Source organism: Collimonas sp. OK307 (assembly GCF_900113705.1).
GTDB lineage: Bacteria > Pseudomonadota > Gammaproteobacteria > Burkholderiales > Burkholderiaceae_D > Collimonas.
On the sequence record NZ_FOQI01000034.1, the window covers coordinates 1 to 13318 of the forward strand.

The 13318-nt window shown below is 56.5% G+C and carries 9 protein-coding genes and 1 rRNA gene; 6 read left to right on the forward strand and 4 right to left on the reverse strand.

Annotated features, from left to right (window positions below; genetic code table 11):
- Positions 1-64: 64 nt before the first annotated feature.
- Positions 65-177, forward strand: a 5S ribosomal RNA gene (gene rrf / locus BM205_RS23685).
- 224 nt (positions 178-401) lie between these two features.
- Here rrf and BM205_RS23690 read toward each other — a convergent pair.
- From BM205_RS23690 to BM205_RS23700, 3 genes are all read right to left on the reverse strand, one after another.
- The gene (locus BM205_RS23690; RefSeq protein ID WP_092417298.1) at positions 402-950 is read right to left on the reverse strand and encodes an acyloxyacyl hydrolase; all 549 of its coding nucleotides are present in this window, start codon (positions 948-950) and stop codon (positions 402-404) included.
- A gap of 227 nt (positions 951-1177) precedes the next feature.
- Entirely contained in the window at positions 1178-2065 is an 888-nt protein-coding gene (locus tag BM205_RS23695; protein WP_092417299.1) for an SMP-30/gluconolactonase/LRE family protein, read from the reverse strand.
- 86 nt (positions 2066-2151) lie between these two features.
- Entirely contained in the window at positions 2152-3345 is a 1194-nt protein-coding gene (locus BM205_RS23700) for a M20 aminoacylase family protein (RefSeq protein WP_092417300.1), read from the reverse strand.
- 313 nt (positions 3346-3658) lie between these two features.
- Here BM205_RS23700 and argE point away from each other — a divergent pair, with 313 nt between their 5' ends.
- The 5 genes from argE (at position 3659) to BM205_RS23725 (ending at position 12553) form a co-directional block, all read left to right on the forward strand.
- Positions 3659-4873: an acetylornithine deacetylase gene (gene argE, locus BM205_RS23705; protein ID WP_092417301.1), complete on the forward strand. Its 1215-nt coding sequence runs from the start codon at positions 3659-3661 to the stop codon at positions 4871-4873.
- Between the two features lie 79 nt (positions 4874-4952).
- Positions 4953-7058, forward strand: a complete 2106-nt coding sequence (locus tag BM205_RS23710) for a molybdopterin-containing oxidoreductase family protein (RefSeq protein ID WP_092417302.1) — start codon at positions 4953-4955, stop codon at positions 7056-7058.
- Positions 7055-8107, forward strand: coding sequence for an aminopeptidase (locus tag BM205_RS23715; protein WP_092417303.1), 1053 nt, complete (start codon positions 7055-7057; stop codon positions 8105-8107). The genes BM205_RS23710 and BM205_RS23715 overlap by 4 nt, the downstream gene beginning before the upstream one ends.
- 23 nt (positions 8108-8130) lie before the next feature.
- A complete protein-coding gene (locus tag BM205_RS23720) occupies positions 8131-10764 on the forward strand; it encodes an alpha/beta fold hydrolase (protein WP_092417304.1) in 2634 nt (877 codons plus the stop codon).
- Between the two features lie 94 nt (positions 10765-10858).
- Complete coding sequence (locus BM205_RS23725) at positions 10859-12553, forward strand: long-chain fatty acid--CoA ligase (RefSeq protein ID WP_092417305.1); 1695 nt, start codon at positions 10859-10861, stop codon at positions 12551-12553.
- Positions 12554-12700: 147 nt separating this feature from the next.
- Here BM205_RS23725 and dgoD read toward each other — a convergent pair.
- The coding region (gene dgoD / locus BM205_RS23730) for a galactonate dehydratase (RefSeq protein WP_092417306.1) at positions 12701-13318 on the reverse strand (618 nt) is incomplete at its 5' end.

Genomic DNA, 13318 nt, shown 5'->3' on the forward strand with positions numbered 1-13318 from the left:
TACTTCTTCTAGATTGCGTTGTGCGTTGCTCCACCTGGAGAACGAACAGCGGTTACAAGTTATGCCTGATGACCATAGCGATTTGGTACCACCCCTTCCCATCCCGAACAGGACCGTGAAACGAATTTGCGCCGATGATAGTGCTGCAACCAGTGTGAAAGTAGGTCATCGTCAGGCTTTTATTAAAAAACCCTCTGAGCTTATCCTCAGAGGGTTTTTGCTTTGCGCGAACGCTTTGTACAACACCTGAAAAGCCGCGAAATACGATGCCGATATATACATCCGCCCCGGGCAAATTCACGAGTGATACACGATTATTACAGGCATAAAAAAGCCAGTCAGCTTACGCGACTGGCTTTTTGCTTGTTCATTCTGTTTCTCTGCATCAGCAATGCCCCCGCTTAGAACGGATAAGCTACCCGCAATACAGCAAAATTTGCTCCGCTATTCGGCTTCTTGATGCCACCATTGGAGAAGTGCTGCAACTTGATGCCGACATCAAGGCCATTGCCGAACACATAGCCGGCGCCCAGATGGTCGCCAAACTCAAAAGCGGTGGAAAAACGACGGCTATTGTTGTCATACAGATGCGACATCAGATGCACGCCAATGCCGGCTTCACCGTACAGGCCCTTTTTGTCATTGCTCTGGAAGCGGAACACTGGTGTAAAGCCGATATCCGTCAGGTTTTTCGTCTGCCCAGGGACATTCTGGTACTGATTCTGACGAAATTCAGCCAGGCTCAAATCCCAATAGCCGCCAAGCTGCGTGCTGCTTCCTTGCCACAAAGCTGTATTCCAATCCCATTGCACAGCAGCTCGGGCCAGTTGGCTCTTGTTGCCGGTGCCGAGTTCGAAGGATGCGGAGTCAACGGCGAAGCTGCTGGAGTGCACGCCGGCCAGCAAGCAGGCAGCGGCAAGAATCTTGAGTCCGGTTTGTTTTTTTTGCATAAAAGACTTTCGAGCGTAAGAAAATAAAAAGCGAATGACAAACAAGTCGTCGCCATACTCATGTGGACAGTCGCGTCAGCCGATTGATTGCCGTCGATGTATTTCGAACGGGCTTGCCACGGCGCGCGGCTACAGCCCTAAAGAATAGTCGAAAACCGGAATTGTTGCCGGACTACAGGTAATTCATGTCGTAAAACGGGTAATGACGGGTAATTCCGGCCTCGAAATCAAGCAATGTAAGCGGGTTCAATCCTGCCAGGCACATCAACGCGAAGCGACAAGATACAGCCAGACAAAGGATATCGCTCAAGCTCGGCAGCGCCGCGCTTTTCACGCACAGTGGTAATGTACAAGGTTCGTAAGTCTTCGCCGCCAAATGCCATCATCGTCGGGCAACGTGCAGGTAAAATCACCTCGTGCAGAACTTCACCTGCGGGCGACAAGCGCAATAACCTGCCACCCTCATACATCGCGCACCAATAGGCATCTTCGCTATCGACCGCGGCACCGTCCGGGCGGCCCCCATAATCAGCGGCACTTTTATCCATGGCGAATTGTTTCAGTACCTGGCCTTCGCCGATTTTCCCTGTTGCCAACTCAAATTCGTAACTACAGATCCTGTGCGCAGTGGTGTCGCTATGGTAAAGCGTACGGCTATCGCCACTGAAGCCGAGGCCGTTGGACACTGTCACAGGATTGCCGGCGGCGCGTACAACACCTTTTTCAACTGCGTATAACTGGGCGCCGGCATGGTCGCGCGGTTCGTAAATCGTACCAGTCCAGAAACGGCCGGCAGCATCGCAACGGCCGTCATTAAACCGCGCGGTGGCAGTGTCGTAGGGCGCATCGGCAATGTGCGAGAGTTCACCGTTGTCGGTGTTCAAATGCGCGAGGCCGGTGCGCATGGCGACGATCAGACCGCCGTTGGCATGACGGCCGATGCAACCAGGCTCGGCATTCAGCTGCCACATGGCGTGGCGGCCGTCGGCAGGCCGCAGGCGATGCACCTGCATCGCTGAAATGTCGACCCAGTACAGTGCGGCCTCTTCAGCGTGCCATAGCGGGCACTCGCCCAATTGCATCGGCTGGTCGTAAGCAACTTCAATTTGATTCATGAGTTTGATGAATGTGAGGAGGAGAGGACGGATCAATAAGTGATCCAGAGGACCTCCCCGGTATCAATGCCGGGGAGGTCCAGCGATTACATTTTTTTCAGATAAGCTTCCGCAAGATTGACCCAATAGCTGGCGCCGATCGGCAGCAGATCATCGTTGAAATCATAGCTGGCATTATGCAGGTTGCACGGGCCGAGGCCATGGCCGCCGTCCCTGTGCGTACCTTCGCCGTTACCGATGAACACGTAGCAGCCGGGCTTGTTCTTCAACATGAATGCGAAATCTTCTGCACCCATGGTCGGCTCCACCAGTGGATTGACATTGTTACTGCCGACCAATGCCTGCAATACCTCAACCACAAACGCGGTCTCTTTGACGTGATTCACCAGCGGCGGATAATTGCGATGGAAACGGAACTCGACTTCCGCGCCGAACGCCGCAGCAGTATGTTGCGCCACTTCCCGCATACGCGCCTCGATCGTATCCAGCACAGCAAGCGAAAACGTCCGCACGGTGCCAATCAACGTTGCCTCATCGGGAATCACATTGGTAGCACTGCCGCTGTGAATTTGCGTCACAGAGAGGACTGCCGGATCGTTCGGATTGATATTGCGCGAAACGATGGTCTGCCAGCTTTGTGCTATCTGCACCGCGACCATGACCGGATCTATGCTCTTGTGCGGCTGCGCAGCATGCGAACCTTTGCCTTTGACGATCACCTCGAATTCATTACTGGAAGCCATCATCGGCCCAGGCGTGACGCCAAAGCTGCCAGTCGGCATGCCCGGCCAGTTATGCATGCCGAACACCGCTTCCATCGGATATTTTTCAAACAAACCGTCATCGATCATGCGTTGCGCGCCGCCGCCACCTTCTTCGGCAGGCTGGAAAATCAGGTACACAGTGCCGTCGAAATTGCGATGCTGGGCCAGATGATGCGCCGCACCAAGCAGCATCGCAGTGTGGCCGTCATGTCCACAAGCGTGCATCTTGCCCTGATGTCGGGACGCATGCGGGAAGGTATTCAACTCTTGCATCGGCAAGGCATCCATATCGGCGCGCAAGCCGATCGCACGGTCGCTATTGCCATTTTTTACAATGCCGACCACGCCGGTGACGCCCATGCCGCGCACAATAGGAATCTGCCATTCGGTCAGCTTGCGGGCCACCACATCTGAGGTCCGCTGTTCTTCGTAGTTGAGTTCGGGATGTGCATGCAAATCACGTCGGATTGCCTGCAGTTCTGCCTGGAAGGCAATGATGGGATCGATCAAATTCATATTGTGCTCCTGATATTTGGCACGCCTCTTGCCCGCAAAATTGATGAATGGCGTAACGTCCAGAATGTGTATATTACGCCTACATGGTTCGTCGATGTTCATTCACAGGAGAGCATGACAGTGCGGCCAGGATCGCCAACCTGATTTCCCTGTTTGCGACGAGACGGTGTTTGCACACGCCAATCACCGTATACTCGGACATTGCTGCCATTTCCTTCCGCGCTGTGAAGTAGAGAAGCCGCATTGAAAGAAATCAGCGCCAAACATTTTTCCGCCTGCCATCTGAGCGATGGCACGGCATAAAGGACACGCCATGAGCACTTCGAACACTGCAAATACTTTGAACAATACCGGATTGACACCTTCGCCCGAAGTCATGGCCATGATCGAACGTTTGATTGCCTTCCAGACCGTATCACGCGACTCCAATCTGGGATTGATCGAGTGGACCCGCGATTACCTGGCCAGCCTTGGCGTTACATCGCGTCTGACCTACGACGCCAGCGGCAAGAAGGCCAATCTGTTTGCAACGCTGGGTGAAGGTCCTAAACCCGGCCTGATCTTGTCTGGCCACACCGACGTGGTGCCGGTCGAAGGACAGGCCTGGGATACCGATCCGTTCAAGGCGACCGTCAAGGATGGGCTGTTGTATGGCCGCGGTTCGGCCGACATGAAGAGTTATATCGCCACCGCGCTGGCGCTGGCGCCGCAATTCCTGGCAGCCGGAATGGACGCGCCGCTGCACTTTGCCTTGTCCTATGACGAAGAAGTAGGTTGCATCGGCGTGCAGGGGTTGATCAAGGATTTGCAGGAACTTGGATTGAAGCCGGCGGGCTGCATTGTCGGTGAGCCGACTTCCATGCAACCGATCATCGCGCATAAAGGCACGCATCGTTTCCGTTGCTGCATCCGCGGCCGCGAAGCGCATTCCAGCTACACCACCATGGGCGTCAACTCGATCGAGTATGCGGCGCGCATCATCGTCTATATCCGCCAGATGGCGGATCGCTTTGCCCAGCTGGAGACGCGCGATTACGGATTTACGGTTCCCTACACCACCATGCAGACGGGGGTAATACACGGCGGGCTGGCATCGAACATCGTGCCCAAGGATTGCAAATTCGAGTTCGAGGCGCGCACCATGCCGGGTATCGACGTCGAGCACCTATATCAGGAAATCCAGAGCTTCGCCGCCGCGCTGCTACCAGAAATGCAGAAGGTGGAACCGGATGCGGCAATCGATTTTGAATGGCTGGCATCGGCTCCCGGTCTCAGCATGCAGGAGAGCGACGCCGTGGTTCAACTGGCCTCGGCGTTGGCCCGCAACAAGCCGAATGGCGCAGTTTCCTACGGTACCGAAGCGGGCTTGTTCCAGCGCGCCGGCATTCCAACCGTGGTCTGCGGCCCCGGGAGTATTGAGCAGGCACACCGGCCGAACGAATTCGTGGCGCTGGAACAAGTCGCTCAATGCGAGGCTTTCATGTTGCGCTTGATGGATCCTGAGATGCAATTGCAAATCAGAAAGTAAACAGAAGCGATCAAATGCATCTTGTTTGAGTGGATTTTGCTAAAGTAGCGTATTGAAGCGCCTTGATTCTGATGACATTATGACTACCACTACCATTCGTGCGGCTTGTCCGCATGATTGCCCCGATACCTGCGCGCTGTTGGTGACTGTCACCGACGGCGTCGCCACCGAAGTCCGTGGCGATCCCGATCACCCAACTACCGCCGGCGTGCTGTGCACCAAGGTCTCGCGTTATACCGAACGGACTTACCACAAGGACCGCTTGCTGCATCCACTCAAGCGAGTCGGCAAAAAGGGCGAGGGGATATTCGTACAGATCAGCTGGGACGAGGCGATCGCCACGATCGCCGGACGGCTGGGCGAGATTGCCGCCCGCAACCCGCAAGCTATCCTGCCCTACAGCTACGCCGGCACCATGGGCCTGGTGCAGGGCGAATCGATGTCGATGCGTTTTTTCAACCGCGTTGGCGCTTCGCTGCTGGATCGCACCATTTGCGCCGCGGCTGGCGGCGCCGGTTACAAATATACGATAGGCGCCAGGATCGGCACCGACCTCGAACAATTCCAGAACGCCAAGCTGATCCTGATCTGGGGTGGCAATCCGATTGCATCGAACCTGCATTTCTGGATGCGCGCACAAGAAGCCAAGCGGCGCGGCGCCAAGCTGATCGCGATCGATCCTTACCGCTCCCTGAGCGCCGACAAATGCCATCAGCATATCGCCTTGCTGCCGGGGACCGATTCCGCCCTGGCGCTTGGCATGATGCATGTGCTGATCGCAGAAGACCTGCTGGACCACGACTACATCGCCCAATACACGCTTGGTTTCGAACAGTTGAAACAACAAGTGTCGACATGGACACCTGAAAAGACCGCGGAGGTGTGCGGCATCAGCGCCGGGGAAGTACTGGAGCTGGCGCGCAGTTACGGCGGTGCGGCATTACGTGGCGAAGCGGCGGCGATCCGCGTGAATTATGGTTTGCAGCGCGTGCATGGCGGCGGCATGGCGGTACGTAATATCACTTGCCTGCCGGCGCTGGTCGGCGCCTGGCGCCATGCTGCGGGCGGCGTGCAGTTGTCGTCTTCGGATAGTTTTCCAAAGAATAACCAGGCGTTGCAGCGCCCTGATTTTCTGACCAAACAAGGACTGGCGCCGCGCACCATCAACATGAGCACGATCGGCGACGATCTGTTGCGCGAAACCTCGCCGGAATTCGGTCCGAAAATCGAAGCCTTGATCGTATATAACTCGAATCCGGTAGCGGTGGCGCCGGAGTCCGGCGTCGTCGCCCGAGGTTTCGCGCGTGAAGATTTATTCACTGTGGTGCTGGAGCATTTTCAAACCGATACCGCCGACTACGCCGACATCGTGCTACCGGCAACCACGCAGCTGGAACACGTAGACGCGCACTCAGCCTACGGCCATCTGTACATGCTGGCGAATAACGCCGCGATCGCACCGCTCGGCGAAGCCAAGCCGAATACCGAGATCTTCCGCCTGCTGGCTGCCCGCATGGGTTTCGACGATGCCTGTTTCCGCGAGAGCGACGATGAAATTGCCGCGCAAGCCTTTGACAGGAAAAATGTGCGCGCGGTCCATTTCGACTGGGATTCGCTGAAGCAAAAAGGCTGGCAAAAACTGAACGTGCCGGATGCGCCATTCGCCAACGGCGGCTTCCCGACACCGTCCGGAAAATGCGAGTTCTACAGTGCGCAAATGCTGCAAGACGGCCTCCATCCTCTGCCGACTTATATCGCACCGTATGAGTCGCTGGCCAGCAATCCCGAACTGGCCAGGAAATACCCGCTGGCGATGATTTCGCCGCCGGCGCGCAACTTCCTCAATTCCAGTTTCGTCAACGTTAAAAGCCTGCGCGATACCGAAGGCGAACCGCATCTGGACATGCATCCGGAGGATGCCGGAAAAAGGGCCTTGGTCAGCGGCGATACCGTACGCATCTATAATGACCGCGGCAGTTTCAACGCCAAACTGAGAGTCACCGACAAGGCCCGGATCGGGCTGGTGGTGGGCTTGTCGATCTGGTGGAAAAAAATGGCCAGCGACGGCAAGAACGCCAACGAAGTCACCAGCCAGAGGCTGACCGACATGGGCAGGGCGCCGACGTTTTACGATGTCCTGGTGGAAGTTGAAAAAGCGCCCCACGGGGATAGTTCCGTGGCATGAATATCCGGCTGCCCACGGTTGTATTGTTAGCCGTGCTGGTAGCCGGATGTGCCCAGCTGGCCTATTACGGGCAGGCTGCAAATGGCGAGTTCACCTTGTTGGATCGGGCCCGTCCGATTGACGACTTGCTAGCCGATCCAGGCATCGCCGCCGATATCAAGGTCAAGCTGCAACGCACCAGGCAAATGCGCCGTTTCGCCGTGAGCGACCTAGGCCTGCCCGACAATCGCAGTTACACGGAATACGCTGATCTGAAGCGGCCGTTCGCGCTGTGGAATGTGGTGGCGGCGCCGGCCCTGTCGCTAGTGCCCAAGCAGTGGTGTTTCCCGATTGCCGGCTGCGTCAATTATCGGGGTTATTTCAGTCAGGGCGCCGCACAGAAATTCGCCGCCGACTTGCGCCAGCAAGGCTACGACGTGCAGGTCAGCGGTGTGCCCGCCTATTCCACGCTCGGCTGGTTTAACGATCCGCTGTTGTCGACCTTTATCCGCTATCCCGACGGCGAGCTGGCGCGCTTGATTTTCCATGAATTGGCGCATCAGACTGTCTACGCAAAAGACGATACGCAGTTCAATGAATCGTTCGCTACCGCAGTCGAGCAGGCCGGCGTTGAACGGTGGCTGCAGGCGGTAGGCAATCAAAAAATCCGTGACGCCTACGTCCAGTTTGAAGGACGTAAAGAAGAGTTCGTGGCGCTGCTGATGCAGTACCGGCAACGCCTTGCAAGCAACTATGCGAGCGATCTCAGCGATACGCAGAAATTGCAGCAGAAGGCAGCGATTTTCCTGGCGCTGCAAGCCGATTATCAAGTGCTCAAAACAAAGTGGGGTGGCTACACCGGATACGACCGCTGGTTCGCCGAACCGCTGTCGAATGCCCATCTGGCGCTGGTGGCGACTTACTACGAGCTGGTGCCGGGTTTCAAGGCTTTGCTGGCGCAACAGCACACCTTCCCGAAATTTTATGCGGCTGTCGCAAGGTTGGCGGCCCTCAGCAAAGACGAGAGGCATCGCCAGCTGGAAGAACTGGCAAAAAATCGCCCTGTGTAACTTACCTTGGTTACAATGCCAAGATGACATTTAACGCCGACCTGCATCGCAGTACGTTGAAGTTGCCCAATCGCCTGGCGTCTAATGGCAATGGGATCTATGACACTGCACTCGAAATGAGCGTGCTGGATGCGGGGCCGGAATTTGACCGGGCCCCCAGGAGCCAGCAACCAACCATGGTATTCATCCACGGCTTTGGCGGCCGCGCCGCCTACTGGGAATACCAGCTGGAGCAATTCCAGCTTGACTACCGGGTGATTGCGCTCGATCTGCGAGGCCACGGCTACAGCGACGCACCGACAGCAGCCGAAGGTGCCAGCTACGATATACCAGAACTAGTCGCAGATATCGCCGCGGCCCTGGATCAGCTGGACCTGCCGCCACGTTTCATCCTGGTTTGCCATTCATTCGGCGGCGCGCTGTCTTCCTATTTCCTCAAGCAGTTTCCGGAACGTGTGTCGGCACTGATCATGATTGCCTCGGCAGCGCGCTTCCGCTTGCGCCTGGCCGGCCGTATCTTGTTGCGCATGCCGCCGCGGCTGTTTGACTTGATGCGCAGATTGATGCCGTATGTCGGCATCACCGCGGCCCGGATTTATCCGCCGTCGCACGTGGTGTACCTGCAAAATAAAAATGCTTTATTGTCGTGGGACGGCACCGAATATCTACGTGCGATCAAGGTGCCGACGCTGGTGATCCTCGGGCACCGCGATATCCTGTTCGACGAAGCTGCATACAAGGAAGTGGCGCGCTTGATTCCGGGAGCGGAAGAAGTGGTGGTGCCGGTTTCCGCTCATCAGGTGATGGTGGAGCGGCCCGATGCGGTGAATCGCGCGATACAGCGATTCTTGCAGATGCAATCTGATCCGTCGGAACTGGCGGAACGCCGTGCGCAGCAAAAAGCCATGCGGCGCGCAGCCCGCAAGCAGCTCGAAGCCGAGCGTCCATGGCTGAAATTCTACGATGCCCGCACGCCTTATCGCATCAAGATGCCGACAGTACCCTTGCCACGCTTGCTGGAGGCAACCGCCCGGCGTTTTGCCAAAACTGCCGCACTGTCATACCGCGGCGGAAAAATAGACTGGCGCGAACTGGATCGGCAAGCTAATCGTTTCGCCCATGGCTTGCTCGACATGCGCATCAAGCCCGGTGACCGGGTCTTGCTGGCCTTGCCGAATATACCGTCTTTGGTGATTGCCTATTTCGGTGTCTTGAAAGCTGGCGCCGTTGCGGTGCTCAGCGATGCCGCGACACCTAAGGAAGTGTTGCTGACGCGGATCGCAGATGCTACTGCAGTGATGCTGGTAACGACCACCGACCGGTACGACGATTTGCGTGACGTGTTGCAAGGCGACAGCCGCGCAGCCGGTTTGCGGCGTGTGATATTTGCTTCGATGATCGATCACATGGGCTGGCGCGAGAAGTTGAAATTCGCTGTCTTGCACCATGTGCAGGAAGGACATTGGCTGCCTTGGTTCCGTCAGGACAAACAACATCGCAGGCATGAGCGGCGTTACCTGAAGTTCAAGCAAGTGCTGGGGCGCGGCACGGTTGCGCCGATGGAGCTTGTGCAAGATATCGAAGCTATCGCGGTGGTGGTCTATACCTACGGCGCCACCGGTACGCCATTGCCGGTGGCGCTTTCGCATCGCAATCTGGCGGCAAATGCCTTGCAACTGCGTCATTGGCTGCCGGAATCGAGGCCAGGCGATGAACGTTTCCTTGCGCAGCAGCCGTTATCCACTGCCTACGGCCTGACCGGCTTGTTGCATCTTGGCGTGTATCTTGGGGCGACCCTGATCCTGTTGCCGGGATCTGAGCTGGAACCTCTGCTAAAGACCGTCAAGAAAATGCGGCCGACTTACTTCCCGACCACGCCGCGCATGGTACGCGAGCTGGCGCACACGCCGGGCGTGCGGCGCTACGGCCTGGCTTCGATCCGGGTCTGCGCCGTCAGTGGTTCGCCGCTGGCCCAGGAAATTCGCGAAGAATTTGAAAAACTGACGCGCGGCCGCCTGGTGGAAGCCTATGGCCTGACTGAAGCATCGCCGGCGGTGCTGGCCATGCCATTGACCGCGCACCGCCATCCGGGCGCAGTAGGCGTGCCGCTGCCGGATACGGAAGTGAAAGTGGTCGATCTGGATACCGATGCCGAACTGCCCAGCGATACCTTGGGCGAGCTTTGGGTACGTGGGCCCCAGTTGTTTGCCGGTTACGATCATGGCCATGCTAGCGCTGCGGGACATGATGTGACGCAGGTTGCCAGCGCGACAGCATTGAATCTGATTGCCAGAAAAATAACTAAAGAACGTTTACATGATGGCTGGCTGGCCACCGGCGACGTCGCCAGCATCGACGATGACGGTTTTGTTTCCATCATCGACCGCAAGAGTAATATGTTGGTGCGAGGCGGCCAGCGTGTGTTTCCCCGGCAGATCGAGGAAGTCTTGTTTGAGCACCCGGCAGTGGCGGTGGCCCATGTGAAATGGAGCCCGAACGAGGAGGGCGTCAAGCATCTGCGGGCAGAAATTTTGCTGCATCACAACATGAAGCTGAGTGTCGACGATTTGCTCAAATATGCATCAAAACGCTTGCATGCCGACGCTTTGCCCGATAGCATCGCGATAGAACAAAAAAATACAACCGTGCTTTTTTAGCGGATTCGGTAATATCCCCCTACAGGCGTGTTTTTTTCCAGCGAAACAAGCCAAAAACAATGCATTTATAACAAGTAGAGACTAAAGGCAGAACATGGATAAATTTTGGCTCAAATCGTATCCTGAAGGCGTGGCTACCGAGATTGACTTCACGCAATATCAATCCCTGGTGCAGTTGCTGGAAGAAGCGTTTAAGAAATACGCATCGCGCAACGCCTATGCCTGCATGGGTAAATACCTGACTTATGCCGAGGTCGACCAGTTGTCGCGTAAAGTTGGCGCGTGGCTGCAAAGCAAGGGCCTCGAAAAGGGCGCACGCGTCGCCATCATGATGCCTAACGTATTGCAATATCCGGTGGCAATTGCCGCCATTTTGCGCGCCGGCTATACCGTGGTTAACGTCAATCCGTTATATACGCCGCGTGAGCTCGAACATCAGCTGAACGATTCAGGCGCGGAAGCCATCTTCATCCTGGAAAACTTCGCCACTACGCTGCAGCAAGTCGTTGCGCGGACCAAGATCAAGCATGTGGTGGTTGCCAGCATGGGTGATCTGATGGGCGTCAAAGGCCTGTTGGTCAATCTGGTGGTGCGCCATGTCAAGAAAATGGTGCCAGGTTATTCGCTGCCAGGTTCAGTGCCGTTCAACAGCGTATTGTCGCAAGCGTCATCGCTGCAGCTGAAGCCGGTTGGATTGATGCCAGACGACGTCGCCTTCCTGCAATATACAGGCGGCACCACTGGCGTTTCCAAGGGGGCAACGCTGTCGCACCGTAACGTTGTGGCTAACGTGCTACAGGCTGAGGCCTGGCTTTCCCCAGGCTTGGATAGCGGTCCGAAGGTCGAGCAACTGGCTTTTGTCTGCGCCTTGCCGCTGTACCATATCTTTGCGTTGACGGTCTGCGGCATGCTTGGCATGCGCGAGGGCGCGTTGAATCTGCTGATCCCGAATCCGCGCGACATCGCCGGCTTGATCAAGGAAATGTCGAAGTACCAGATCAACACTTTCCCGGCGGTCAATACGCTGTATAACGCCTTGTTGAATCATCCCGATTTTGCCAAGCTGGATTTCTCCGGTTACCGGGTTTGTGTCGGTGGCGGCATGGCAGTGCAAAAAGCGGTTGCGGATAAATGGAAAGAAGTTACCGGCTGTCCGATTATCGAAGGTTACGGCTTGTCCGAAACATCGCCCATCGCTTGCGCCAATCCAACCAGCATCACCGAATACAGTGGCACCATCGGCTTGCCTTTGCCATCGACCGAAATTGCGATCCTGGACGATGCCGGCAATCCTGTACCTCTGGGCCAGGCCGGCGAAATCGCCATCCGCGGCCCGCAAGTCATGCGCGGCTACTGGAACCGTGACGATGAAACCGCGAAGGTCATGACGGCCGACGGCTTTTTCAAATCCGGCGATATCGGCATCATGGATGAGCGCGGCTATACCAAGATTGTCGACCGTAAGAAGGACATGATCCTGGTGTCCGGCTTCAATGTGTATCCGAATGAAGTCGAAGGCGTGGTGGTGCAGCATCCAGGCGTACTGGAATGTGCCTGCGTCGGCGTGCCGGACGAACATGCCGGTGAAGTGGTGAAGATTTTCGTGGTGCGCAAAGATCCGTCGCTGACGGCCGAGCAGTTGATGGCTTACTGTCGTGAGCAGTTGACGGGTTACAAGCGGCCGAAATATATCGAGTTCCGCAACGATCTGCCGAAGACGAATGTGGGCAAGATTTTGCGCCGTGAATTGCGCGATGAAAAGCCGGCTGAGCAAAAGCAGGCAGCTTAAGATTTAAGAGAAGCGGCGTCTTGCCGGAGGCCGCGATTCTGAAGTGAAAACCCCGGATATGCCACAAGCGCATCCGGGGTTTGTTTTTTAATTGACGCCACGCGGCGACGCCAGGCAGTTACTTCAGGCGTATCTTTGGTCCGCGCGTTACCACTCTGCGAAGCTGCCATCCTTGTGACGCCAGATCGGATTGCGCCAGCGATGACCGATAGCCGCCCGTTCCTTGACATATTCCTCGTTGATTTCGATGCCCAGCCCCGGTCCTTGCGGGATGGTCACGTAACCTTTGTCGTAGGCGAATACCTCAGGGTTTTTCACGTAGTCGAGCAAATCGTTGCTCTCGTTGTAGTGGATACCCAGGCTTTGTTCCTGGATGACCGCGTTGTACGACACCGCGTCAACTTGCAGGCAAGCAGCCAGCGCAATCGGACCCAGCGGGCAATGCAATGCCACCGCCACATCATAGGCTTCGGCCATGGTGGCGATTTTGCGGGTTTCTGTGATGCCGCCGGCGTGAGAAACATCGGGCTGGATGATATCGACATAACCTTCGCTCAGGATGCGCTTGAAATCCCAACGGGAATACAGCCGCTCGCCCAGTGCGATCGGGATACTGGTCAGCGGTGCCAGTTCTTTCAGAGCTTCGTAGTTTTCACTGAGCACCGGTTCTTCGATGAACATCAGTTTGTACGGATCCAGTTCCTTGATCAGGACCTTTGCCATCGGCTTGTGCACCCGGCCATGAAAATCGACGCCGATGCCGAT